Origin of the sequence: Pseudomonas sp. TAA207 (assembly GCF_001529285.1) — a bacterium.
Lineage (GTDB): Bacteria > Pseudomonadota > Gammaproteobacteria > Pseudomonadales > Pseudomonadaceae > Aquipseudomonas > Aquipseudomonas weihenstephanensis.
In genome coordinates this window covers 230569-254316 of record NZ_LLWJ01000069.1, presented here as the reverse complement: position 1 = coordinate 254316, position 23748 = coordinate 230569, and the positions used below count along the sequence as shown (strand labels likewise).

Annotated in this window: 15 protein-coding genes; 10 read left to right on the top strand and 5 right to left on the bottom strand. The window is 58.1% G+C overall.

Features of this window, described 5'->3' with window-relative positions; genetic code table 11:
- Positions 1-60: 60 nt before the first annotated feature.
- Complete coding sequence (locus AP059_RS16705) at positions 61-510, bottom strand: response regulator (RefSeq protein WP_059763584.1); 450 nt, start codon at positions 508-510, stop codon at positions 61-63.
- Positions 511-795: 285 nt separating this feature from the next.
- On the opposite strand from AP059_RS16705, the gene AP059_RS16700 reads away from it, so the two are divergent.
- Complete coding sequence (locus tag AP059_RS16700) at positions 796-2730, top strand: putative nucleotidyltransferase substrate binding domain-containing protein (protein WP_048364487.1); 1935 nt, start codon at positions 796-798, stop codon at positions 2728-2730.
- Positions 2727-3437 (top strand): 3'-5' exonuclease, encoded by a 711-nt coding sequence (locus tag AP059_RS16695; RefSeq protein ID WP_059763581.1) that lies wholly within the window; start codon positions 2727-2729, stop codon positions 3435-3437. Before AP059_RS16700 ends, AP059_RS16695 begins: the two co-directional genes overlap by 4 nt.
- Here the strand turns inward: AP059_RS16695 and AP059_RS16690 are convergent.
- Entirely contained in the window at positions 3434-5536 is a 2103-nt protein-coding gene (locus AP059_RS16690) for a TonB-dependent receptor family protein (RefSeq protein ID WP_059763579.1), read from the bottom strand. The two genes, AP059_RS16695 and AP059_RS16690, sit on opposite strands and share 4 nt — an antisense overlap.
- Before the next feature lie 254 nt (positions 5537-5790).
- The gene (locus tag AP059_RS16685) at positions 5791-10056 is read right to left on the bottom strand and encodes a membrane-targeted effector domain-containing toxin (protein WP_059763576.1); all 4266 of its coding nucleotides are present in this window, start codon (positions 10054-10056) and stop codon (positions 5791-5793) included.
- Positions 10057-10341: 285 nt separating this feature from the next.
- Between AP059_RS16685 and AP059_RS16680 the strand changes: the two genes are divergently transcribed.
- From AP059_RS16680 to AP059_RS16650, 7 genes are all read left to right on the top strand, one after another.
- Positions 10342-12099, top strand: a complete 1758-nt coding sequence (locus AP059_RS16680; RefSeq protein ID WP_059763658.1) for a carbamoyltransferase family protein — start codon at positions 10342-10344, stop codon at positions 12097-12099.
- A complete protein-coding gene (locus tag AP059_RS16675; RefSeq protein ID WP_059763574.1) occupies positions 12083-13213 on the top strand; it encodes a glycosyltransferase in 1131 nt (376 codons plus the stop codon). Before AP059_RS16680 ends, AP059_RS16675 begins: the two co-directional genes overlap by 17 nt.
- Positions 13213-14109, top strand: a complete 897-nt coding sequence (locus tag AP059_RS16670) for a GNAT family N-acetyltransferase (RefSeq protein ID WP_048400535.1) — start codon at positions 13213-13215, stop codon at positions 14107-14109. The genes AP059_RS16675 and AP059_RS16670 overlap by 1 nt, the downstream gene beginning before the upstream one ends.
- Positions 14110-14192: 83 nt before the next feature.
- Entirely contained in the window at positions 14193-15587 is a 1395-nt protein-coding gene (locus AP059_RS16665) for a PIG-L family deacetylase (protein WP_059763572.1), read from the top strand.
- 63 nt (positions 15588-15650) lie between these two features.
- Positions 15651-16535 carry a DUF6625 family protein gene (locus AP059_RS16660; protein ID WP_177332400.1) on the top strand — a complete coding sequence of 295 codons (885 nt, stop codon included), beginning with the start codon at positions 15651-15653 and terminating at the stop codon, positions 16533-16535.
- Positions 16532-17683, top strand: coding sequence for a glycosyltransferase (locus tag AP059_RS16655; RefSeq protein ID WP_059763570.1), 1152 nt, complete (start codon positions 16532-16534; stop codon positions 17681-17683). The genes AP059_RS16660 and AP059_RS16655 overlap by 4 nt, the downstream gene beginning before the upstream one ends.
- Entirely contained in the window at positions 17680-18564 is an 885-nt protein-coding gene (locus tag AP059_RS16650; protein ID WP_059763567.1) for a glycosyltransferase, read from the top strand. Before AP059_RS16655 ends, AP059_RS16650 begins: the two co-directional genes overlap by 4 nt.
- Before the next feature lie 3 nt (positions 18565-18567).
- Here AP059_RS16650 and AP059_RS16645 read toward each other — a convergent pair whose 3' ends face one another.
- Positions 18568-19785 carry an acyltransferase family protein gene (locus AP059_RS16645; protein WP_177332404.1) on the bottom strand — a complete coding sequence of 406 codons (1218 nt, stop codon included), beginning with the start codon at positions 19783-19785 and terminating at the stop codon, positions 18568-18570.
- A gap of 2 nt (positions 19786-19787) precedes the next feature.
- Positions 19788-21665, bottom strand: a complete 1878-nt coding sequence (locus tag AP059_RS16640; RefSeq protein WP_177332402.1) for a bifunctional O-antigen ligase/aminoglycoside phosphotransferase family protein — start codon at positions 21663-21665, stop codon at positions 19788-19790.
- A gap of 157 nt (positions 21666-21822) precedes the next feature.
- Between AP059_RS16640 and msbA the strand changes: the two genes are divergently transcribed.
- Positions 21823-23631 carry a lipid A export permease/ATP-binding protein MsbA gene (msbA, locus tag AP059_RS16635; protein ID WP_059763560.1) on the top strand — a complete coding sequence of 603 codons (1809 nt, stop codon included), beginning with the start codon at positions 21823-21825 and terminating at the stop codon, positions 23629-23631.
- Positions 23632-23748 lie beyond the last annotated feature (117 nt).

The following is a 23748-nucleotide window of genomic DNA, read 5'->3' as shown; positions in this document are numbered from 1 at the left end:
GAACTGCCGGGGCTTTTTATTGGTGCGCTCGCCACACTTCAGTCGGCAGCTCATGGGGGGCTATTCGATGTGCAGTTCGCGTTTGATCAGCGCGGTCAGTTTTTCGGTATCAATGGGCTTGAGCAGAAAATCGAGCACGCTCAAGTGCATGCCATCAATGGCATCTTTTACCTCGGCATTGCCCGACATGATGATCACCGGCATGTTCGCCCGCTCGGAACGGCGAAGCTGGCGGATCAATTCCAGGCCGTCACCGGGCGGCATGCGCAAATCCGTCAGTAGCAGGGCAATCGATTTATCTGACTCCAGCGTGTGCCAGGCTTGCTGCTGACCAGCGGCCTTGATGCACTGAATGCCATGCAACTCCAGCAGTTCGCTGAGCAAGTCGCGCGCCAGTTGATCGTCTTCGACGATCAGTACGCGCTGAGCAGCTTGGGCACGAGTGGGGGCTTTCATGACTTCGCTCAGCGCCTCTCGCTCGGCGTCGCTCAAAATGTCGTGTTCGGTCATACGGTTCTCAAAACGGCGTTATTCAGTCTGTTATCCCACCGATGCAGTCAGCTATTCCTAGGCTGTGCCCCAATGTGCGCCCGCAAGGCTGCATTTCCAAGCGTTACAACACAATAAACGGACCTGTTTTCTGTGAGGTAATTCAAAAATATCAGTAGGCCACTATCCCCATAGACTTACGTCCAATGGGCACTTGGGCGCAGACAACCGAGCATGACTTGCATTACGACGACAGGGTGCAGCGCCCCGGCATAACAACAACGGTCAGACATGCGGTAGCGGTCAATGAGTAAATCGGATGCGTTTCTCCAGGCAGGAAAAGCTGCGGTGTTGCAGAACATTCACGGCACCATGCAGTTTTTGCAGCGATTCCCGCCCTTTAATCACATGGAAAACACTCACCTGGCGTTTTTGGTCGAGCAGTGCCAACTGCGCTTCTATGGGCCCGGTGAAAGCATCATTCGGCCTGCGGACGGCCCGGTCGAACACTTTTACATCGTCAAACAAGGCCGTGTGGTGGGCGAGCGCACCCATGTCGGGCGTCAGGAAGCCGAAACCACGTTCGAGATCACCGCAGGCGAGTGCTTCCCTCTCGCAGCCTTGCTGGGCGAACGTGCCACCCGCACCGAGCACCGCGCCGCTGAAGACACGTTTTGTCTTCAATTAAACAAACCCGCGTTTATCAAATTGTTTGCCTTGTCTGACGAGTTTCGCGATTTCGCCCTGCGCGGGGTCAGCAGCTTGCTCGACAAGGTGAACCAGCAGGTTCAGCAAAAAGCTGTCGAAACCCTCGGCACTCAATATTCGCTCAATACCCGTCTGGGCGAATTGGCCATGCGCCACCCTGTTACTTGCCTGCCCGGCACCGCCTTGCGCGAAGCCGTGCGGCTGATGCACGAGCAACAAGTGGGCAGCATTGTGATCGTGGATGAGCGCAAGGCGCCGCTGGGGATTTTCACCCTGCGCGATCTGCGCCAGGTGGTCGCCGACGGCACGCAGGACTTTGCGCAAGCCATCGACCAGCACATGACGCCGGGGCCGTTTTACCTGACGCCCGACCACAGCGCGTTCGATGCGGCCATCGCCATGACCGAACGGCACATTGCCCACGTCTGTCTGGTGAAGGATCAGCGCTTGTGCGGTGTGGTTTCAGAGCGTGATCTGTTCTCACTGCAACGGGTTGATCTGGTGCACCTGGCGCGCACCATCCGCCACGCACCACGGCTTGAGAGTCTGATCAACCTGCGGGGCGAAATCGGTCAATTGGTGGAGCGCATGTTGGCCCACGGTGCTTCGTCGACCCAGATCACCCACATCATCACGCTGCTCAACGATCACACGGTGTGCCGCGTGATTGAGCTGGTACTGGCTGAAAAAGGCGACCCCGGCGTGCCGTTCACCTGGCTGTGTTTCGGCAGCGAAGGCCGACGCGAACAGACACTGCACACCGACCAGGACAACGGCATTCTGTTTGAAGCTGCTGATGCGGTGCAGGCCGCCGAGATTCGTCAACGCCTGCTGCCCATCGCGCAGTTGATTAACACTCACCTGGCGGCCTGCGGTTTTACCCTGTGCAAGGGCAACATCATGGCCGGTAACCCCGACCTGTGTTTGTCACGAGCCGAATGGGCGCGACGCTTTGCGGCGTTTATCCGCGAAGCCACGCCTGAAAATCTGCTGGCCTCCAGCATCTATTTCGACCTGCGGGCGGTATGGGGCGACGACAGCGGGTGCCAGCAACTGCGCCGCGGCATTCTGGAACAGGTCGCCGACAATCGTCTGTTCCAGCGCATGATGGCCGACAACGCCTTGCGCCATCGTCCGCCAGTGGGGCGCTTTCGCGAGTTTGTGCTGGAACGCAAAGGCAGCGAAAAAGCCACCCTGGATCTTAAAGTGCAGGGCCTGACCCCGTTTGTGGACGGTGCACGCTTATTGGCGCTGGCCCATGGCGTGGAGGCCAACAACACCCTCGAACGCTTGCGCCACTTGGTGACGCAGGGCGTGATCGAGCCGCTGGACGGGGCGGCCTATGAAGAGGCGTATCACTTCATTCAGCAAACGCGTATGCAGCAACACCAATTGCAAACCCGTGAAAACCGACCGTACTCCAACCGGGTCGACCCGGACAGCCTCAACCAGCTCGACCGGCGCATCCTGCGTGAAGCGTTGCGTCAGGCGCAGCGCCTGCAAAGCAGCCTGGCGCTGCGGTATCAGCTATGAGCCTGCTGTCATGGCTGTTGTCGCGCAAAAGCCCCGTCTTGAGCCTTGAGCAGCAACAGCGCCTGCTGCAACTGCCAGCCTCGCCGGGGCTGCGCGACACCTCGTTGCGCCATCAACGTTGGGTGGTGGTCGATCTGGAAACCAGCGGCCTGAACCTTAACCGCGACCAAGTGCTGTCAATCGGTGCGATGGTGATTGAGGACGGGGCGATTGATCTGGGCCAGGCGTTTGAACGCACCTTGCGCCGCGCCCACAACCCGCTCAGCCCCAGCGTGCTGCTGCATGGATTGGGGCCTGAAACGATTGCCGCCGGGTGTGAGCCGGCCGATGCCCTGCTCGATTTCATGGCGTTTGTGGGGGACAGCCCGTTGCTGGCGTTCCATGCGCCGTTTGACCAGCACATGCTGGGCCGCGCGTTGAAAGACAGCCTGGGTTATCGCTTGCAGCATCCGTTTATGGACGTGGCAGCGTTGGCCCCCATGCTGTGCCCGCACGCCGATTTACGCGAGGCGGGGCTGGACCACTGGATCAAGCATTTCAACTTGCAGGTCGAAGACCGTCACAACGCCAGCGCCGATGCCCTGGCCACCGCCGAACTGGCGCTGATCCTGTTCAGCCGTGCGCGCGCACAGGGGCTGGATAGCCCGCTGGCGCTGCAACAGCGGCTCAATCAATGGCAGCGGCGCAAGCAGGTGCACAGTTTTTAAAAACTGTATTGCGCCCCGGCTCCGGCGTACCACGAACGGCCCGGTGCAGCTTCGTAGAAGCGGTCATTGCCGTCGGCCACAATCACCGAACCCACGTATTGGCGGTCCAGCAGGTTGTCCAGTCGCAGGGTTTGGTGGAAGGTCCAGTGTTCGACTTTCTGCTCAAAACGCGCACGCCAGTTGAACACGCTGTAGGCCGGGGCGGCTTTCTTGCTGTTGGTGTCTTCAACGTAGACCTTGCTGCGGTACATGCCTTCGACGGCGGTACTGACCCAATCTGCGGGTTTCCAGTTCACTTCGGCAAACAGCGTGGTTTGCGGCACGCCGGGCAGGTAATTGCCTTTATCGACAGTGCCTTTGCTGCTGCTGAAGTCGCTGTCGTAAGTGGCTTGCAGGCGGGTGTAGGCCAGGGTGGTGGTCCAGTGTTCGCTGAGCTGGCTTTCGACGCCCAGCTCAAACCCTCGGCGCAGGGTGCGGCCGGCGTTTTGGTAGCTGGTACGTCCGCCCACTGAACCTGCGACCACCAACTCGTCTTCGGTGGTGATCTGGAACACGGCAGCGTTGATTCGCGTGTTGTAGACCTGAGCTTTCAACCCCATTTCATACTGGGTACTTTCAGAGGGCTTGAGTCCGAAGTTGAAGCCTTCCTGATTGCCCGGCGCATAGGCTAACTCAGCTTGAGTAGGTGTTTCGAAGCCTTTGCCCGCGCTCACATAACCATGCAGTTCTGGTGTGAAGGCGTACATCACACTCATTGACGGCGTGGCCTTTTCGTAGCGTTTGGTGCCGCTGGCGTCGCCATTGCTCAAAAAGTGATCGTCGACGTCCATTTCCATCGTGCTGTAGCGCAAGCCTGCTTGCAGGGTCCAGTCTTCGATGGCCCAGTTGGCTTGTACGAAGGGGTCAAGACTGCGAGCAGTATCGACTTCGTCGCGGCGCATTTCGCCTTTAACGCCCAATTGCGCCCCGTTGTAGTTTTGGTAGCCGTGCCGATTGTCACGGCTCTGATCAAAGTCCACGCCGCTGATGATAATCAGCTCACCTGGCGCGCTCGTGATGGGCTGAATCCAATGCACATTGGTGCCGTAAAACTTGCGATCGAATTGCACAACACCGCCACCCCGTGCATTGGCTGGATTGAGCGTTTGGGTATTACCGATGTATTTGGGAATCGCCAAATACTGAATCACGCTGCGCGTGCCGGTATAGGCATTGACCTGCAAGGTCGCGTCGCCAAAGTAGCGCTCGTAATTCAAACCCAGTTGTTGATGATCAATGCTTTTACGCGTGTTGTAGGTAATGGCATTGGTTGCCACCGAGCGGGGGTCGGCTTTGTAGGCTTCCCAGCTTTGCCCCAGCGGATCTTGCGTGCCGTTCTGCTCCAGGCTGCTGTAGATCAGCGCCAGTTTGCTGTCCTCGTCGGGCTTGAAGTTGAGCTTGGCGAAGGTCTGGTCGCGGCGGGCGGCGCTGTGGTCGCGGTAGCCATCGGTGTCCATGCGTGAGGCGTCAAGCACAAAGCCCACGTCATCGGCCGAGCCTTCAGCCGTGAGGTGGTTTTTACTCATGCCGTCACTGCCGATCAGTGTTTCGGCGCCGATGCGCGGCGGGCCTTCGCCATCGCGCGAGAACATTTGAATCACTCCGCCCGCGTTGCTGCCATACAGCGTCGCAGCGGGGCCGCGCAGTACTTCGATGCGCTCGGCGGTGTCCAGGTTAAACGTTGCCGCCTGACCCTGGCCATCCGGGGTGCTGGCCGGAATGCCATCGGCAATCAATTTGATACCGCGTACACCAAACGCCGAACGCGCGCCAAAGCCTCGGGACGAAATTTGCAGGTCTTGGGCATAGTTCTGACGGTTTTGCACCACCAGCCCCGGCACCCGGGACAGTACTTCGGACGCGTTAATGCCCAGTTGGCCGTCGCTGATTTGCGCCTGGTTGATGCTGTCAACCGAGTACGGCAGATCAAAACTCGGGCTGGCGCTGCGTGAGCCGGTAATGACGCTCGGGTCGAGTTCCAGCGGTTCAGCAAAGCAGATGGATGTCAGGCAGAGGCTGGGCACAAAAAGGGCAAGGCGAGCGGGTACAAAAAATTTCATGGGGGGTATTGGAGTTCCGTGGGACGCGACCCGTCTTGGGCGACGGGTATCAGGCTAGCAGAGGGCGCGCAGTTTAGCGGCTCACGCGCCGCTTTGCGGCAAAAAAGGCAGGCGACCAAGCGTGCAGTGCCTGCCTCTCGATACAGCGGTTTGGCCTGACACGCTGTATCGACAGTACAAGAAGGGCACCCTCGTGCTGCGCACTTACGGATTTGGGGGGCGGCAAGCAGAATTAAAAGCGCCCCCCCTGCCGGTTAGCGTGCAGCTTCCAGCCCTCTCGCTTTCAGGCTCCTAACCAAATCAGCCAGGTAGTGATAGCGCTTAAGGTGGATGTCAGGCCAATTGGGACGATCGATAAACAGTGTGCCGTTATCGAGCTGGATGCGTGTGCGCACGATGTGTTGATCCCTGGCGCGATGAATCAGGTAGGCGCCTTCGGACACCGTATTTTCCAACATGAACGTGCCAGGCTTATTGAGTTTTGACTCAATCTGCGGCGCATTGAACGGCGGCAATTTTGGTTTTGTCCCGGCTATTTCTACCTCTAGCCAGTAGTCATTTTTTAACAGCACGTGCTCCCGCTGCCATAGGCTCGGCGCAATGATCTCCGGGATGTTCTGGCGCAGGCCGTGGGCGTTGTTCGGTGCTGCATCTGAGACACGCACCCCTATGGCGCCTTCCAGTTCGGCTATTCCCGGGACCCCTTGATAGGTGTTTGCATGGCTGTTGCCGGTGAGGGCGATCCATTTTTGAGTGGGGTTGGTTGCCAGATGGCCCCTGATTACCTGCGATGCAAAATAGCTGAACATTTCAGTGCGGTTCAGGTCAGGGACGCGAGTCGGCATCCCTGAAACGTGGTAACTGGCTGTACAGTCCAGGGCTTTGACCGGGATCCGCTGTTGTACAGCCTCGCGCACCAATTTGCTGTAGGTGAACTCGCTCGAAGGGTCGATCTGGTGCCCGGCATCCTGGGATTTAAGAAACTCATCCAGTTGGGGTGGCATTTTTTGAGTGCTGAAAAATTCATCCAGCAGGGACTGATGAGTATCGGTTTGCAGGTGCTCCAGGAAGATCACGCCGATCTCGCGTTTTTTGAGTTCACTCATCTGTGCGATCAATATTTTTTTCGCGGATTGTTGCGAATGCGTTTCGCCTAAAATCACCCCTTGCGATTGCTCGAACAAACTTTTGAACAGGTCATCGGGCGTGACGGACTGTGCCAAAGAAGGGCGAACGGGTCGTGGTTTAGGCTCAAAGGCCTTGAGGAACGTCTGGGCGTCCGTCAGTAATTTAGCCCTGAGCGCTTTGAAGGTCTGGCTGGATTTTTGAAGCTCAGGACTGGGTGATGCGTAGTCGACGTGCAGCAGTTTGTCGTTGCCTGCGATGAGTTCCTGCACAAGGGTGCGGTGCTCAACGGGCAGATCGTAGACGCTGTACGAGGCGTCTGTGACGCGTGCAGGCAATTGAGTTTTATCGAGGACCAAGGGTTCCCAGCGCTTTTCGGCACTGGACAGGCGATGCTTGATTTCCCAGTAGCTTTGCGTGCGCCGGACTTTGTAACGCACGACGGTGCTGGAACCTGCGGGCAATTGCAGGTACCAGTGACGGCCCAGCCAACCGTAGGAAACCTCGAACACAATGCCGTTTTGCTCGATATAGCGAAGGTTGCCGACCCGGTACACACCTTGGGCGTCAGGTGTTCTGCCTCTGAGCGTAACGCCCGTGACTTTTGCGCTGTCTATGACGCGCTCGATGCCGCTCCTTTGCGTGAGCTGGGACGATGCCGGGTGCACGTCCCACCTGCCCGCCGACAGCTCGCTGACGGGCACGCTGCGTTGGGCATCAGGGGCTCTCTCGTCGCTCACTCGCCAGGTATCGTCCAGGTTGTCATAGCGGCTGCGGTACAAATTCCCCTTGTTGTCTGTGATGAAGTGCGCCGGTGCGCTACCGCCGATTGAAGGGCCTTCATAGACACCTGAGCCATACTCGTTGCCCGTGCGTAGCCTGAGGGTTTGCGGGGGCGGTGAGCTGGCCGCATTGGGATTGAGTGCGGCCAAAGGTTGTCTGGCCCGCTGACGAATCGAGCGGCCAAACACCGCAGAGCCGGCAAAGTCCGAAGCACCATCGGTGAGATGACTGATGGCCCCCATCAAGTGCAGAAAACCTTCGTATTCCTCATCCCGTTGCAGGGCGTCATAGACGAGCGTCAATTGGTAGATGAAGCGCGCAGCCACAATGGGCAGCAGTATTTTGGTCGGTAAAACAAACGATATGACGTCCAGAAACGTCAACGCCGCGTCTTTGGCAGTGTTGAGGTTGCTTTCATAGGTGGAAGTCGATTGTTCGTCGGCATCCCTGAGCGCATGCGAAGCTTCGGCGTCGTAGGACGCTTCGAACACCGAGTGAGGGACGATTTGCAATTGCACGTTGCTGTCGCTCAGCCCGTCATTGAGCAATGGCCTGATATACGCCTGCTGGGCTGAGGTCACCTTGTGCAATACATATGCGTTAAACATCGGCTGGGACAACAGGCGGGCCAACTCATTGCGTGAGTGGGCCACTGCAAACCACGTGTTTTTTGGCGCGCCGGGCAGGTAACACAGCAATTGGGAAACGGCTGTAGAGGTGAATACCAGCAGCCCCGGCAGCGAGTGGTAGCGCAACATTAATAACTGGGCTTTTATCTGCCCCCCCTTGACCAAAGGGCGGTCTTTTTCAGCCGGATGGTCCAACACCGCTTGCACCCAGGCAGCCTGATCTTCATTCAGCACACCCGACAGGCGTGCTTCAAGCAGGTCCAGTTTGAGTTGTGCCGTTTTGAGGGCGACATACCGTTCTTTGCGCCAGTGCGCTTGCTGTGAGTTCAACAGCAAATCATTAAGCCGGGTTTTGTAGCGTTCGCCGATATCGAGTTCTCGCACCAGCTGTTTGATGTAGTTGTGCGTCAGGATCGGGTGTGTGTGCCCTTGTGCATCGGTAATGCGTGCCGTCAGGGCAAAGGTGACATCCCAGACCCCGACGTTGGCGAGCGCCAGTTCGCTGAGGCTACGCACGGTGGTTTTATGGGTAATTGACGGTCCGGTCCGCTCGATGCTGACACCGGCGGGAAACCCTGAACCGCCGAAAGGGTAAATCACGGCGCCTGTCTGCAAGGCTTCGGTGGTGGAGATGAAAATGGAATCGGGATCGACCTCTATGTTGCGCTCGGTTTTGATCCTTTGTATGAGCTGCTGGCGCGCGTACCCCAACAATGTGTTTCTTTGCCCGCTGAGGCTAATGGATTGCGCCTGGCTGGCTTCGGACGCCAGTTGTTCATGGTTGAGTTTTTCAACCGCCAGTCGCCACTGGCTTTTGTCCGCTTCGCTCGCCTGTTTAAGCCACTCGGGGAGCTGGCTTTCCAGCAGTCGGGTATAGCGCGCCTGCAAAATGCCGGCGGGTTTTAACACAATGCTTGAGTCCAGTGATTGCTCCACGTGATCGGACAGGTCCTCAAGGGTCTTGTCTTGTCCGTTCGCGACCGCCACTGGCCAGGCATGGCGCATGTCGAGTTTTTGCTTGTGGATCAGTTGATCGGCATAAAAGGTCTGGGCAGAGGCGTCGGCGACCGAGCTGAGGTCCACATGATGATGGGCAAGGGCGCGCACACGGTCTTGCACCAGCACGCTCTCGAGCAACGTATCGCGCTGGTAATTGTCAGTAAGCCGAGCATTGAGCTCTTGGCTCAACGCCGACAAGGACGCGAAAGACTCCAGGCCCTGGGTGGGGGTGAAAAGTACGACCGTACGCGGCGCATCGTCTTGCACCACGCGCAGGAGGGAGGAGTCAGTGGAGTCGACTGGCAGGTTTTTCGTGGTGATCACGAAGTGGCCGTACAGAGGCAGCGCCGCCAATTGGGTGTTGCCGTTGAGGGTCAGCGTATAAAACCCGAATGTGCATGGCGTGGGCGGCTGTGTGGGCGAAGCAAATACCTGGTTGACGGCATTCAGGGCCGCTGCATCAAGGGTTTTGTCGGCATGACGCACAGCGGCTTCGGTGCGGATCAGGTTTGTAACATAGCGCGATAGCCAGGCTTTGGGCGTCAGTGAATTAAACTCCCGCTGGGGTTTTTGCCAAAAATCGGTGAGCGCATCGCGCAGGCAAAGCTCAAGGCTAAACGTGGTGTAGGCGAGGAATTTTTCGAGCAGATCCACGGTGATTTCGCTGGCCTGGTCTTGTTCTTCCACGGTGTGGGCATAGTGATAGACCTTGGTTTGGCCCTGGACAAAGGCGGGGACCTTTTGTTCGAGATAGCACTGATCAATCAGCATGCTCAGTGTTTTGCTGGTGATGAAGGGCGTTTGGCCCGGCTCAGGCGGGGCTTGTTCATTGATGAAAAGCAGGTCTGTGCAAACGTCCTCAGCCAGCGTCGGGAAAAACTGACGCAGACGATGCTCCATCGCGATTTCCAGGTCTGGCAGGTTTTTCCTCAGGGTAAGCAGTTCATTAGCGGCGTTCGTGAGCAATGCCAAGTTGTCAGGCATAGGGGGCGTTCCTGTCGTGGGGGTGGGTGCGAGATGCACACCAATGCGTCATCACAGGAAATCGCAAAGTGCAGGGGGGCTGGGCTTACATATGTATTGCGTGGGGGAGGGATTACGCCGCGAGGGCGCCATCAGCCCTCAAGGCAGGGCGTGGCAAATCGCGCTGGGTCATTACCGTGCTCTTTACGCTATAATCGCGCCCTTTAGTTGTTTCTGCGCGTTGCGCGCAGCACACCCTTTTTTCAGGCGCCTGCCGCCTGCCTGCATTCAAAAGAGGCACAACCTGTGGCATTGACGATTCTTGGCCTGTCCGGCGCCCTGAGCCATGACCCCTCCGCCGCCCTGTATATCGACGGCAAGCTGGTCGCGGCAGCGGAAGAAGAGCGCTTTGTACGTGATAAGCATGCAAAACACCGTATGCCGTACGAATCTGCAAAATTTTGCCTTGAACAAGCGGGTATCAAGCCTTCCGACGTTGACGTAGTGGCGATTCCATTCGCCCCGATCAGCTTGTTCGGTGAGGCGCGCTGGCACTATGCCAAGCGTTACTGGTACGCCCCGGATCGTGCGCTGGATGCGATTTTGATGGGTAACCGTCGTTACAAGCGCTATCGCAACAAGATTGTCTGGTGCCTTGAGCAACTGGGTTTCGATCCGAAAAAAATCAAGATCGAACCGGTTGAGCACCACTTGGCTCACGCCTCCAGCGCTTACCACTGCTCGGGTTTCAAAGAGAAGACCGCGATCCTGGGCATCGACGGTAAAGGCGAGTACGCCACGACCTTCTTCGGTTATGGCGAAAACGGCAAGATCACCAAGATCAAAGAGTTCTTCGACCCGGACTCCCTGGGCGGCCTGTATGGCGCGATCACCGAGTTTCTCGGTTTCGAGATGCTGGACGGCGAGTTCAAAGTGATGGGCATGGCGCCGTACGGCGACGCCAGCAAGTACGATTTCTCGCGCCTGGCCTCGTTCGAAAATGGCGAATTGGTGATCAACACCGAATACGCCAACGTCATCGGCCTGCGCCGCTACAAAGAGAAGGGCAAAGGTTTCTACTTCTCGCCAAAACTGATCGAGTGGCTGGGTCCCAAGCGCGAAGGCGATATCGCCGACGAGCCGTACATCCACTACGCGGCCAGCATGCAGGCACTGTTCGAAAAACTGTCGTTGCAGATGATCGACTACTACCTGGGCGACGTGCTTAAAGAAACCGGCAAGCTGGCCTTTGCCGGTGGCTGCGCGCTGAACGTCAAGTTGAACCAGAAGATCATTGCCCGTCCTGACGTCAAAGAGCTGTTCGTGCAACCGGCGTCCGGCGATGCAGGCACCGCTGTCGGTGCCGCCGCTTATGTGTCGCACGCCCGTGGCGTACCGGTCGAGAAGATGGAACACGTCTACCTGGGCCCTGCGTACAGCAACGAAGACGTGATCGCGGCCTGTGCCCGTCATCCTGGCAAACCGGCGTACCGCAAGATCAACAACACCCCTGAAAACATCGCCAAGATCATGGTCGACGGCAACCCGGTGGCCTGGTTCCAGGGCCGCATGGAGTTTGGCCCGCGTGCCTTGGGCGGTCGTTCGATCATCGGCTGCCCAAGCAGCTCGGGTGTGGCTGACCGCATCAACGAACAAATCAAGTTCCGCGAGCGCTGGAGGCCTTTCTGCCCTTCGATGCTCGACACCGTGGCCCCGCAAATGATCAAGGTCGATCACCCGGCCCCGTTCATGACCTTCACCTTTGAAGTGGCGCAAGAGTGGAAGACCCGCGTGCCAGAGGTGGTGCACGAAGACGGCACCTCCCGTGCCCAAGTGCTTGAGCGTCAATACAACCCGCGCTACTACGACATGATGAAAGCGCTGGAAGTGCTGACCGGCAATGGTGTGTCACTCAACACCTCGCTCAACCGTCGTGGCGAGCCGATGGTGTGCTCGCCGACCGACGCCCTGAACATGTTCTTCGGTTCTGATTTGCAGTACCTGATCATGGAAGACATTTTGGTAGTCAAAGACGGCGCGGATGCTTATGACTCGCTCGACTGAGCGTCATGTGTTGCAGTTCTGTCACGGCTATGACGGGCCGTTTCTGGACTGCGCCCGTCAATACGCCAGCCTCTTTGCAGGCACCGGGTACAAGGTCACCACGGTCTTTTTGACCGGGGCGGCCGACCCCCAGGTTGCAGCGGGCTGCGGGTCGGACGACGTGCTGTTCATGGAATTCAGCTCCAAGGCCATTCGTGGCCTGAAGCTGGGCGCCATCCGCGAGCTGCGCAAAATTGCTGCCTCGCGCGATTTCAGCTTTTGCATCGCACACCGTTTCAAGCCGATTTACGTCGCTTTGTTGGCCACTGATTTGCCGGTGATCGGCGTGCACCATGCGTTCGGCGATTACCAGCGTCGCAGCCGCAAGCTGTTCGCTCACTTGTTTGGCAAGCGTTTGAGCCTGCTCGGCGTTTCGGATGCTGTGCGCGATGACTTGCGCAAGTGCCTGCCAAAATGGCCAAACGGGCGTATCAGTACGCTGTACAACCGGATCGACATTCAGGCGGTGCAAGCCAGCCAGGTACCGCGTGCCGAGGCGCGTGCAGACCTTGGGCTGTCGGCTGACGGTTTTGTGATCGGCAACGTTGGGCGTCTGCACCCTGACAAAGACCAGGCCACGCTGATTCAAGGCTTTGCCAAGGCACTGGCGCACCTGCCCGCGGACAGCCAACTGGTGATCATGGGCAAGGGCCGTCTGGAGCAAGACCTCAAGGAACTGGCGAAAGAACTCGGCGTTGCCGAGCAGGTGAAGTTTCTCGGTCAAGTGCCCGACGCGCGCCGCTACTTTCGCGCGTTTGATGTGTTTGCCCTCAGCTCCGACCATGAACCGTTCGGCATGGTGCTGCTGGAGGCGATGGCTGCTGGCGTGCCGCTACTGGCCACGGCCTGTGGTGGCGCCAAGGAAGTGGTCGAGGGCGTGGGCATTCTGTTCCCGCTGGGCGACGCAGATCATCTGGCTCAGGGCCTGCAACATTTGGCGCAGCTCGATGATGCGCAGCGTCTGGCCTGTGCCCAATTGATGCTGGCGCGCCTGCATGAGCGTTTTAGCGATCAAGCGGTGCGCGATACCTTCTGGCACTTGCCGCAAGTCACCGACCTGACTGCGGGGGCCTGATGCTTAATCGATTTCAGGGCTGGCGCGAGCGCGGCTGGCAGGCGGTTGACGCTGACACTTATGCCCATGCCTGGCAGCGTTTTGGTGGCAGCGTCGCCACCCATCCACAGGTCATTGAGCGCCTGGCGCACTTGGCGGGCATCCCGGTGCGTTATTTAGCCTGGGAGCAGGGCGCTGAACTTAAAGCCGCAATCGCGACGTGGGGCCGCGACTTGGCACTGTCCAAGGACGTGCTCAAGCGCCACGGCAAAAAAGGCCTGTTTGATCTGGGCAATGCCGAGTTGATTTTGCCAGCGGCCGATGACGCAGCAGCGCCTTTACGCCATCGTGGGCGTTACTTGTCACAACTCAACGAGGGGCGTTTCAGTACGCTAGTCGCGCAAACCGAACAGTTGGCGATGGCACGCACGCCCGAAGAGCTGTCAAAGAAGTTTCGCTATAACCAGCGCCGTGAACTGCGTTTACTCGAAGAGGCGGGCGGAGTCATACGCCCGGTGTCTGAGTTTTCCAGCGTCGAGTTGTCGGCCATTTATTGCGATTTGTTTCTGCGGCGCTGGGGCTTTGTGGCCACCGGGGCCGAGCGTATGGCTGAAGTCATTGAGCTATTACGCGAGTTTTTGATCGGTTCGGTGATCTTCCTCAACGATGCGCCCATTGCCATCCAATTGGTGTATCGGGTTGAATCGCCGCAATGGATCAGCGTTGAGTACGTCAATGGCGGCGTCGACCCCCAAACGCGTGCTTTCAGCCCCGGCAGCGTGTTGAGCTTTATCAACACCCAGTCGGCCTGGGAGCAGGCCCGCAGTGTTAACAAGCCGCTGCGTTTCTCGTTCGGCCGCGCTGACCGCGAATACAAAGAGCGCTGGTGCAACCCGGTGCCCGTCTTCAAAGTGTGATGTCGTCCCGTTAGGCCCGAGCGCGCTCGCAATGGGGCCACGCTCGCGCCTAAAAACGGCAATCAGCCAACAAGAGCCAAGCCATGAGCCGCAAACAGCAACTTCTCAAGCGCCATCGACGCAATAAACGCATCAGTCTGGTGATCGGTCTGCTGTTACTGATTGCTAGCGGTGTGCTGGTGGCCTGGTGGTTACCCCTGCTGCTGGCGGTGGTGGGCTGGATCGCCCATGAAGCGTGGTTTGCCGACCATCTGTTTTATGCCCCCAAAGACGACTATCAATACCGTTTTGCGGCCGACACTGAGTGCCCTGATGTGCGCCTTGAAGGTGGACGCGTGCTGCTGCAAGCGCCGCTGAGCCTGGCGGGTGACGAAACACTGATTCTGGCGCTCAAGGTGAAAAGTGGCGTGCTGGGGCGGTTTGTCGACCCGTTTGTCCAGTTCGCCGACGATCGGCAAACATTCGAGCGCGGCGTCAATGGCCTGCGTTATCTGAACCTCACAGGCTGTGCTGAGGCGTTGAGCGCCGGTGAGGTGTCGCTGCGCGGGCGCTTTTGCCGTGTAGTGGGCCAGCCCCAACTGTGGGTTTTGCCTCAGCCGGACTACAGCGAGCAGCGGGTCATGGTCATTGCCCCGCATGCCGACGACGCCGAGCTGGCTGCGTTTGATTTGTACAGTCAGGCCAAAGAAGCCTGGATCGTGACGCTGACCGCGGGTGAGATCGAAGCGCAGCATTATCAGCAGATGGGGCTCGAACCTGCGCAAGCGGCGCGTCTCAAGGGTCGTCTGCGTGCCTGGGACAGCGTGGCGGTGCCGCGCTGGGCCGGTGTGCCGCAAGCCCAATGCGCGCAGCTCGGTTATTTCTGCCTGCAATTGCCCGCCATGCAGGCGGCCCCTGAGCAACCGATCCCTTCTCGCGAAGCCGACCTGACCGATACCCGCATGTTTCGCCAGTTCAACAGCCTGGCGCTGCCGGGTGATGAGGATGGCGCGCCGACCTGGAACAATTTGCTGGCCGACCTGCGGGCGTTAATCCTGCGGGCCAAGCCGCAAGTGATCGTGCTGCCGCATCCCGCCATTGATCCGCACCCCGATCATATCTGCGCGCATTCGGCGGTCATTGAGGCGCTGCAAGGCTTGGCGTGGCAGCCGGACACGTTACTGGGCTACGCCAACCACTTGCATGACAACGACCGTTGGCCGATGGGCAACAGCGGGGATGGCATTGCACTGCCACCGGTGTTCGATGCCTCACTCACGCTGCGTCCGTATAGCCGGGTGTTGAGCCTTGAGCAACAGCGCGACAAAGCGATGGCGCTGGGCATGATGCATGATCTGCAACCGCGTGCAGCGCTCAAGCGGCGGGTGCGGCGGTCGATACAAAGGCTCTTGGCTGGCCGAAAGCCATCACCTTACGGTGAGAACGAATTTTTCCGCAAAGCGGTTCGCCGACATGAACTGTTTTGGCACCTTAAATAATAAAAACACCGTTTTCAGGGGCATAGCGTTGTCCCTTTTCTCGACCATTACATTGAGTTCCCTGTGATAAAACCATCACCGCGTATTGCGTTTGTCATCCCTTACTTCGGCCAATGGCCGTTCTGGATGCCTTTTTTCCTGGAAAGCTGCCGGCACAATCCTGATATTGACTGGCTGCTGTTCAGTGACTGTGGGGTGCCTGAAAACCTGCCGCCCAATGTGACTGTTCAAAGCATCAGTTTTGGCGATTATTGCCGCAAGGTGTCTGAGCGCCTGAAGATCAACTTCGCGCCCAAAGCCGCCTACAAACTGTGCGATATCAAGCCCGCGCTGGGTTACATCCATGAAGACAGCCTGCACGGCTATGATTTCTGGGCCTTTGGCGACATCGACCTGGTGTACGGCAACTTGCGCAGCTATTTCACCGCTGAGCGGCTGGCGCGCTACGACTTGTTCTCCACCCATGAACGCCGCGTCGCAGGTCATTTGTGCTTGATGCGCAACACGCCGTGCAAGCGCGAGCTGTTCATGAAAATCGAGGATTGGCAGCAGCGTTTTACCGACGATCAGCACCATGCGCTTGATGAAGGAGCCTTCAGCCGGATCTTCTTGTGGCGCAAGAACTTTCCCAAGCCGCTGTTTGATCTGGTGGGCAAGTTCAACCCATTGCGTCGTACCAGCGACTTCACCGAGGCGTTCAGTACGCCGGGCGGTTGCATCAAGTGGCATGACGGCACGCAAAACTTCCCGGGCAAATGGTTCTGGAAGAAGGGTCAACTGACCAATGACCGCGACGGCGACTACACCTTTCCGTACTTTCACTTCGTGTGCTGGAAGCGCAATGAATGGGCCGCGTTGCCCATTCCCGATCCCGCCACTGTCCAGCGTCTGGCCGCCGAGCCTGCCTGGGTTATTGATGCCACCGGATTTCACCGGGGAGAGTTATGAAGCGTTCCAAGGTTTTGCAGTTGCAGCCTGATTACAACGTCAAATCCCATGATTTCGCTGACCTGGCCGAGCAAATCGTGCGTGCGCTGCCCAATGAGCGTTATGAAATCACGGCCGCGTTCTTGCGCGGTCGCCCTGGCCCCGGCGAGCCGGTGAGCAAGGCCGATCACTCGGTGTACTTCGAGTTCAGTGACAAGTCGCTCAAAGGCATGCGCATCCGCGCGATGTGGGCGCTGTACAAGTTCTGTCGCAAAGAACAGTTTGACGTGGTGATTTGCAACCGCTTCAAGCCGGTCAACATGATGTTGCAGCTTAATCGCTGGCTGAAAATCCCGTTATGCATTGGCATTTCCCATGGTTTTGGTGAGTACGACCGCCTTTATCGTCGCAGCCAGGCCAAACGCCTGATCGACAAGGCGTGGCGTTTTGTCGGTGTATCGCCAGCGGTCAAACAGTACTTGCTGGACTGCAAGTGCGGGTTTACCGAGCAAAACACCTACGCGATTACCAACGCGATCGACATCGAGCAAGCCGAGGCCCTGCAACTGCCGCGGGCTGAAGCCCGTGCAAAACTGGGCCTGGACCAGAACGCGCGCATGGTCGGTGCACTGGGACGTTTGGTGCCTATCAAGGGCCATCGTTTCTTGCTCCAGGCTTTTGCCGCGCTCAAGGACAAATACCCCAATGCGCAGTTGGCCATTATCGGCGCCGGTCGTGAAGAGTCGCGCTTGCGCGAACAGATCGAACAGTTGGGCCTGAACGGTCGCGCGCATTTGCTGGGTTTTCAGGAGAACGCCTTGCAGTACGTGCGCGCGTTCGACATCTGGACCATGCCTTCGTTGGCCGAAGGTCTGGGGTTGGCATTGCTTGAAGGCATGAGTGGCCATTTGCCGGTGATTGCCACCGATGTGCCCGCCATGTTGCCGTTGATTCAGGGCGCGGGAGGGCTGGCCGTCAAACCCAGCGACGTGGCGACATTGACCGCCGCCCTCGATGAGTACCTCGCACTGCCAGACGAGGCGCTGCACGCCAAGGGCGAACAGGCGTATCGCTACCTGCAAGAACACCACGACATCGAGGTGTTCCGTCAGGCGTATCTGGATTTGATCGACTCAGGCCTGAGTCAAGCACGCAAGGACCGCTCATGACAGACGCTCAACCTTTGGTTTCGGTGATTATTGCTTCTTACAATCACGGCCCGTACATCGAACAGAGCATTCAGAGCGTTCTGGACCAGAGCTACCCCAATATCGAATTGTTGGTGGTTGACGACGGATCGAGCGATGACAGTGTTGAGCGCATTCAACGTTTGCAGGCTGCGCACGGGTTTGATTTTCGCGTCCAGCAAAATCAGGGGCTGACCAACACCCTCAATGGCGCGATTGCGCGGGCTAAAGGCTCGTTGATCGTGCCGTTCGGTTCTGATGACATCATGAAACCGGACCGCATCGCGATTCAGGTTGAGTACATGGACGGCAAGCCCGAGGTCGGCATTTGCGCGGGCAATATCGAACTGATCGACGCCGAGGGCAACCTCTACCCCGAAAAGCGCCAGCGCCGTGATGTGCCGTTCCGTCGCCTGGACTTCGATGACATGTTTCTGGAGCGCAAACCTTACCCGCCCGCGACCACGCTGATGATTCGTCGTGAAGCGCTGGACAAGGTGGGCGGGTTTGACCCGAGCATTCGTCTGGAAGACTTGTACATCGAGCTGAAGATCACCCACGCCGGGTACTTTATCGACGGTTTGAGTGTGGTCATGGCGCAGTACCGCAAGCACGCCACCAACTCGTACAAAAACCACCGGTTCATGATCGACAGCATTTTGCGCATCTACGCGTTGTTCAGTGATCACCCGCTGTATGACGAAGTGCGTTACAAGTTCCTGAACTCGATGTTCCTGAAAACCTCCAACCGGGACCGTGGTCTGGCGCGCGAACTGCTCAAGCAAATTCCGTTCAAGCACTGGACCGGTAAAACCTGGCGCGGCCTGGGGCGTCTGTACTTTTCGCCGCTGGAAAAAGACTGAGTATCAGGCGTCGTCTTTCACGGATTGGGTTGTTTTAAGAGGGGTGTGCTGACGTAGCCAGCGCACCGTCTTCTTGCCCGCGAGCATGCCGGGCTGCTCGATAAACAAGAACGTCAGGCTGCTGATCACGATCAGCAAACTGCTGGCGACCGCCGCCAATGCAACAAATACCAGCGGTTGCTGGATGTCCCACTGCATCACCACCGGCAGGCGGTGCATCAACAGCCAAATGAGCAGGCCATGCAGCAGGTAGGTGCTGTAGCTGATTTCGCCCATCCAGCGGATGCTGCGCAGCGTGAGGGCGCCAAACAAGGTGTTGCCCGAGGCCACGATGCAGAAGAACGCGGTCAACAGCAGCAGTGGCGCTGTGGCGAAGCTCTTGCGGAACATGAACAGCACCACGACCAACAGCATCAAGGCGATGCAGGCTGCCAGACGGGTCTGGCCCCACGCCACCCACTGTGGGCGACGCACCCAATAAGCCGCCGCAATGCCGCCGAGAAAGCTCATCAGGATGTGTTTTTTCAGCGAATGCTCCCAGCCGACCACCTGATACAGGGCATAAATGCCCAGCAGGCACAGCACGGCCTGTTTCCAGTTTTTGCGGTACACAAACACCATCCCGAACAGCGGCAATGCCAGGTAAAAGAACACCTCGTAGCTCAGTGTCCAAGTGACATTGGAAATCAGCATGCCGGTTTGCGGGTACTGGTTGATGTCGGGGCGATCGAACACCAGCCAGGCCAGAACCTGTTTGGCGACCACCAGCGGTTCATCCTCGAAGGTCCAGCCTTGCAGGTAAAACACGCAGAGGATCACGACGAGCAATAGCGGCAGGTAGAGCGGGTACAGGCGGAAAATGCGCGATACGGCAAAGGCCAGCCAGTCGTGATGGCGGCCATGTTTGATAAGGCGGCCCCAGAACAGGAAGCCGGTAATCATGAAAAACAGCGCAACACTGGCCAGGCCGATTTGTGCGTAGAAATAGTTCTTGGGGACGTCAAACACGCGGGTGTGCAGGTAGATCCAGGTGATGGCGGTGTGGTGGACGAACACCCCGAACGCCAGATAACCGCGCAAACCATCGACGCTGCTAAAGCGCTGTTGCCCTGTGTGTTGCACGCTGCGCTGAAGACGCGGGAAGAAGCGGAGCAACAATGCTGAAGTGGTGATTGCCAGTGCGTATGCGATCACGGCCCATAGCGGGTTGTTGCTCCCCAGGCTCAACTGACAGTGCTCTCAGTGCGGCCCAGCTGTTCTATCTGTTGCCTCAAGCGGCCCACGGCAATCGGTGGGGCCTGGACGGCGTAACCGTCGAGTAAAGCTTGCAGCTGTTCTTCAAACAGCCAGCGGCGGTCTTCGGGGTAACGCTGCATGTGGCGCAGGTTGCGTTGACGCAAGGCCAGCCTCAGCGAGGACGGATAGAAGTGCAGGTCGGCGATGTCGATCAAGCCAAACTCGCCATCGTCCATCAGCAACACGTTACCCAAGTGCAGCGAGCGGAAGTAAACGCCCTTGTCGTGCAGCAGTGCCAGGAACTTGCCGAAGCGCTCCACCAGTGCCTGGCGCATGGCGCCCGAACCCATCGACTGCATCACCTGGCGCAGCGTTTGCCCCGGCAATGGCTGATACAACACCCCGCTGCTGCCATCGGCAAACAGGTAAAGATCGAGAATCCTGGGGGCGGCAATACCCATCGCTTGCAAGCGTTCGCTGTTGACGGCAAAACGCTGGGAGTAGGGGTTGAAGCTGCCGGAGGTATAGCTGCGGCGCTCGCGAAACAGTTTCAGGAAGCTGCCGTTCTCAAGGCGCAGAACTTTGGGCCCCAGGCCGTCTTCTTCGATCACTTTTGCATGGGCTAGCAGCGCACTGTAATCAGCGTTGTTCAGGCGCTTAACCGGGCGGTCGAGCAAGGTTTTGAGGCGTTGGCTGATGCTTAACGCGGCGATCAGTGCCAGTGGAATCCACAGCAAGTACCAGTGTTCTTTAGGTCGCGGCAAGATTCCCCCGCCCTCGGTCAACGCGGCGCCGATGCCGTACACCAACCAGGCAGACGCCAGAATGAACAAAGGGTTAACGCGATGGCGCCAACTGCTGTAAAGCCCCCACACCTGCATGAACACCCACGGAATGAAACCGATGATGCCAACGTAATAGAGCACGCCCAGGGCGAAGTTGTGCGGCTCGCTGAGTGTGTAACCCACTTGCGGCACATCAAACGCCAAAGGTGCTTCATACCCGTGCCCGATAAACGGTCGTTGCGCGATCAGCTCCAGCGCCATGCGCCAGATGTCCAGCCGGAACGAGCTGCCGCGAAGAAAGATCATCTCTGAGAACAGCGCGAGCACCACCACGGCGCCTGCTGTGAGCATGCCGATCAAGGCCAGAGAACGGCGATTCCAGCAAATGAAGCTGAGCCAGACCATGCTCAGGACAACCGCCACCAGCGGCGTTCTCGAGCCTGTAGCCAGCAAGGCGGCAAACATGATGAGAAACGCAGGGGCCGCCGCCATGACGATGGCCTTGCGCTTGCTGGTCATGCCCAGCGTCAGCCAATAGATGCAGAAAAAACCGAAGGCGTGGGAGCTGAGCAACGGGTTATCGAAGGCGCCGGCGCCAATCATGCGTTGCTCGGGGATGTCGGGCGACCACTCCCCGGCAAACACGTAGAGGTTATACAGCGTGATCAGCATCGCGATCACGGCGGCGCTAAAAAATATCGGTTGCAGGCTTTCACTGCGGTATTTGACCAACAGAGAACAGCCCAGAAACAACATCAAAATGTGCAGCGGCGGTTTGAGCAGGCCCAGTGCGCTGTCGGCGGTGGGGCTCCATATCAGCGTGAACATTGACCAGCCGATAAACGCCAGCAGGCCCAGGATCAGGGGTTCCTGAAGCAGCGTTTTCATCTCCCGCGGACGCAGCAGCAGGGCAATCAACGTCGGAATGCTGAATAAACCGTAATACAGTTTGTGATGGATGCTGCGGTCAGGCACAAAATACAAATCAGATAGAAGCAAAAAAAGCCCGATTGGCAGTAGCCACAGGCAAATGAAATCGAACATCCGATGTTTTGAGTAGCTCAAGTAACTGAATTGCATGCTGAAAGGTTCATTCCAGGTTTTGGATGGCCATACTAACGTAATGGCCATTTAATGTCGTTTTAGGCGTCCTGTGAGACCTTGTCCCAACCGGCTGGCAGTACACCAGAGAAGCTGTGATAAAGTCAGCAACCTTTTTTCACAACTGTCGCGTGATATGACCGAATCCAGCCCCAGCTCAAGCGAATCGAGCTTGAAGATCTATCTGCGCCTCCTCAGTTATGTCCGGCCTTATATCGGTCTGTTTCTGCTGAGTATTGTCGGCTTCCTCATTTTTGCGTCCACTCAGCCCATGCTGGGTTACATCCTCAAGTACTTTGTTGACGGCCTGTCCAACCCGGATGCGGTGCTGTTCCCGTCCGTGCCGTACTTGCGCGACCTGCGCCTGCTGCAAGCGGTGCCGCTATTGATCGTGCTGATCGCGGCCTGGCAGGGTTTGGGTTCCTTCCTGGGTAACTACTTCCTGGCCAAGGTGTCTTTGGGACTGGTTCACGACCTGCGGGTTCAGTTGTTCAACAACCTGCTGGTGCTGCCTAACCGCTACTTTGACAAACACAACTCGGGCCATCTGATTTCGCGTATCACCTTCAACGTGACCATGGTCACGGGTGCTGCCACCGATGCGATCAAGGTCGTCATCCGCGAAGGCATGACCGTGGTGTTCCTGTTTGCATCGTTGCTGTGGATGAACTGGCGCCTGACGCTGGTGATGATCGCCATCCTGCCGCTGATCGCGGTCATGGTGAGCACGGCCAGCAAGAAGTTTCGCAAGCAGAGCAAGAAGATTCAGGTAGCGATGGGCGACGTCACCCACGTGGCCTCGGAAACCATTCAGGGTTATCGCGTGGTGCGCAGCTTCGGCGGCGAAACCTACGAGCAAAGACGCTTTCTGAAAGCCAGCCAGAGCAACACCGATAAACAGTTGCGCATGACCCGTACCGGGGCGATCTACACGCCGATGCTGCAACTGGTGATCTACGTGGCCATGGGCATCCTGATGTTTCTGGTGCTGTACATGCGTGGCGATGCTTCGGCGGGCGACATGATCGCCTACATCACCCTGGCGGGCCTGCTGCCCAAGCCGATTCGTCAATTGTCCGAAGTCAGCTCCACGATCCAGAAGGGTGTGGCGGGCGCTGAGAGCATCTTCGAACAGCTGGACGAAAAACCGGAAGTCGACACCGGCACCGTTGAGCGCGACCACGTCAGCGGTCGCCTTGAGGTGCGCAACTTGAACTTCACCTACCCCGACACCGATCGCCAGGTGCTCAAGGATGTGTCGTTCATTGCCGAGCCGGGCCAGATGGTGGCATTGGTGGGGCGTTCGGGCAGCGGCAAGTCAACGCTGGCCAACCTGATTCCGCGTTTTTACCATCACACCTCGGGTGAAATTCTGCTCGATGGCATTGATATCGAGCAGTACCGCCTGCTCAATCTGCGCCGTCATATTGCGCAAGTGACCCAGCACGTCACCCTGTTCAGCGACACCGTGGCCAACAACATTGCCTACGGTGACCTGGCGGGCGCGCCGCGGGCCGATATCGAGAAGGCTGCGCGCGACGCCTACGCCATGGACTTCATCGAGCAACTGCCCCAGGGCCTGGACACTCAGGTCGGTGAAAACGGCGTATTGCTCTCGGGTGGTCAGCGCCAGCGCCTGGCGATTGCCCGCGCCTTGCTGAAAAATGCCCCGCTGCTGATTCTGGATGAAGCGACCTCGGCGCTCGACACCGAGTCCGAGCGTCACATTCAGGCCGCACTGGATCATGTGATGAAAGGCCGCACCACCCTGGTGATTGCACACCGCCTTTCGACCATCGAAAAAGCCGACATGATCCTGGTCATGGACCAGGGCCAGATCGTTGAGCGCGGGACTCATGCCCAGCTGTTGGCGCAAAACGGTTACTACGCTCGCCTGCATTCTTTGGGGCTTGATGCACCGTTGGCGTCGGGCGACATCGCCTGATCCCTTGCAGGGGATGGGTTCGCCCATCTCCTGCACGGGCCTGTGTGTCATTGAGCGCAGGTTTTGTAAGCCACGTCTGATTCTCATTCCTCGCGATTAATACCGTGAACTGACCAG